Source organism: Actinomadura sp. NPDC048032, from assembly GCF_040653175.1.
Taxonomy (GTDB): domain Bacteria; phylum Actinomycetota; class Actinomycetes; order Streptosporangiales; family Streptosporangiaceae; genus Spirillospora; species Spirillospora verrucosospora.
This window is the reverse complement of the sequence record NZ_JBEZJP010000717.1, coordinates 1-2,265: the sequence shown is the minus strand read 5'-3', so window position 1 is coordinate 2,265 and position 2,265 is coordinate 1. Positions and strand designations below refer to the sequence as shown.

Genomic DNA, 2,265 nt, shown 5'->3' with positions numbered 1-2,265 from the left:
GGCGCCTGCGCGCCCACCGGGGCACGGTCGTGGCGATCACGCACGACCGCATGTTCCTGGAGCGGGTGACCACCGCCGTCTTGGGCGATCGCCGAGGCCAGCACGTGCGGAGACACCTGGTCCAGGGAGGCCGCGAGGAACAGGGGGTCCTCGCCGCGGGCCGGATCGGCGGGGATGATCTCGGTGAGCGCGGGACGGCCCGTGGTGACGGTGCCGGTCTTGTCGAACAGCAGCACCCGCGCCCCCGCGAGCCGCTCCAGCGTGCCGCCGCCCTTCACGACCACCCCCCGCCGCGCGCATCTCGACAGGCCGGAGACGAAGGCGATGGGCGCCGCGAGGATCAGGGGGCAGGGAGTGGCCACGACCAGCACCGCCACCGCCCGGACGGGGTCGGCGGCGGCGATCCACGCCGCGCCGGCCAGCAGCAGCGTGGCGGGGATGAAGAGGGCCGAGTACCGGTCGGCCATCCGGATGAACGGCGCGTTCCCGGCCGCGGCCTCCTCGGCCAGCCGGACGATCCCGGCGTAGGTGCTGGACCGGGCGTCGTTGGTCGCGCGCAGCTCGAACGGGTCCCCGGCGTTGACCGTGCCGCCGCGCACCGCGTCCCCCGCGGGGCGCTCCACCGGCAGCGGCTCCCCGGTGAGCGTCGACTCGTCCAGCACCGCCGTCCCGCGCTCCACCAGCCCGTCCACCGGCACGGTCTCCCCGGCGCGGACCAGCAGCAGCTCGCCCGGCCGCACCTCGGAGACGTCGACGGTGTCGAGGCCGGTGCCGGTCCGGCGGTGCGCCACCCGGGGCGCGAGCGACAGCAGCGCCCCGAGGTCGCGGCGGGCGCGCCGCCCCGCCCGCTCCTCCAGCAGCCGGCCCCCGGTGAGCATCACGGCGATCACGGCGCCGGCGAAGGGCTCGCCGACCGCGATCGTCCCGGCCAGCGCCAGGACGGCGATCACATCGCTGCCGAACCTGCGGTGCAGGAGCCCCTCCACGACCCACCACACGGCGGGGCAGAGAGCGACCGCCGTGGCCAGCAGCCAGGCCAGGTCCGCGGCGCCGGAGCCCACCGACCAGCGGAGCGCGGCGCCCGCCGCCAGCGCGCCGCCGGTCAGCGCGAAGAGCGTCTCGTGAGCGTTGCGCGTGAACGCGCCCTTGACCGACATCCCACCTCGCCGCCTGTGTGAGTCCGTGCCGTCCACGCTTGCAGGCCGCGACCGGGGGCCGCAGGGGCGGTCGGCTCGTCACCGGCGGGACGAGGGGGTGCCTGAGATGGGGACCTTAGTCCCTAGGGGCGCGCGTGACCTGCGATGGAGCGTGGAAAGGAGCGGCCGCGCCGCTCTGCGCGGGGTCGCGCCGAAGGAAGCGACAGCCGCTGAGCCGGGAGGAGAACCGATGTCCGAGCCGATCGTCGTCGGGACCGATGGTTCCGACGAGGCGGCGGGCGCCCTCGACTGGGCCGCCGCCGAAGCCGCCTCGCGTGAGCGCCCCCTGCACATCGTCCACGCCGTGGAGAGCTGGCCCTACAAGACGCCGCTGTTCGCGCCGCCCGACACCGCCGAGCGCATGACCCGCGCGGGGCGCACGCTCCTGGCGGCCGCGCGCGAGCGGATCCGGGAGCGGTGGCCGGACCTGGAGATCACCACAGAGCTGGTGGCCGAAGAGGCGTGGCAGGCCCTGCGGGCGCAGTCGGAGAAGGCGTTCGAGCTGGTGGTGGCCAGCCGCGGCCGGGGCGGCTTCTCCAGCCTGATGCTGGGGTCCACCAGCCTGCGCCTGGCCGGCCACTCCGCGGTCCCAGTCGTGATCGTTCGCGGGGGCGGGGCCGACCGCGGCGAGGTCGTGGTGGGGATCGACCTGGCCCGGCAGATGGATCCGGTCCTCGACTACGCCTTCGAGGCGGCCGCGCTCCACGGTGCCCGCCTCCGCGTCGTCCACGCGTGGCAGACGTTCGCGACGCTGATCGAGGCCGGCTACGCCGTCGACGCCGACCAGATCGAGGACGATCTGCGCAAGGAGGTCGCCGCGGCCTACCAGCCCGTGCGGCGCACGCATCCGGGGGTCGACGTCGCCGACGAGATCGTCCTGGAGCATCCGGTGACCGCGCTGGCCAACGCGTCGGGGAGCGCCCGCCTGCTGGTGGTCGGCGCCCACGACCGGCGCTGGAGCGCTCCCCAGCTCGGGTCGACCTGCCACGGGGTCATCCACCACGCGCAGTGCCCCGTCGCCGTCGTTCCCGCCCACTGACCCCGGCCGGTCCCGCCGGCGGCTTCCGCC

The 2,265-nt window shown here is 75.8% G+C and carries 2 protein-coding genes; one reads left to right on the top strand and one right to left on the bottom strand.

Features of this window, described 5'->3' with window-relative positions:
- Window positions 1-1,157 (bottom strand): HAD-IC family P-type ATPase (locus tag AB0C69_RS41455; RefSeq protein WP_360362235.1); only part of this gene is annotated, 1,157 nt, incomplete at its 3' end.
- Between the two features lie 229 nt (window positions 1,158-1,386).
- Between AB0C69_RS41455 and AB0C69_RS41450 the strand changes: the two genes are divergently transcribed.
- Entirely contained in the window at window positions 1,387-2,235 is an 849-nt protein-coding gene (locus tag AB0C69_RS41450; RefSeq protein WP_360362232.1) for a universal stress protein, read from the top strand.
- Window positions 2,236-2,265 lie beyond the last annotated feature (30 nt).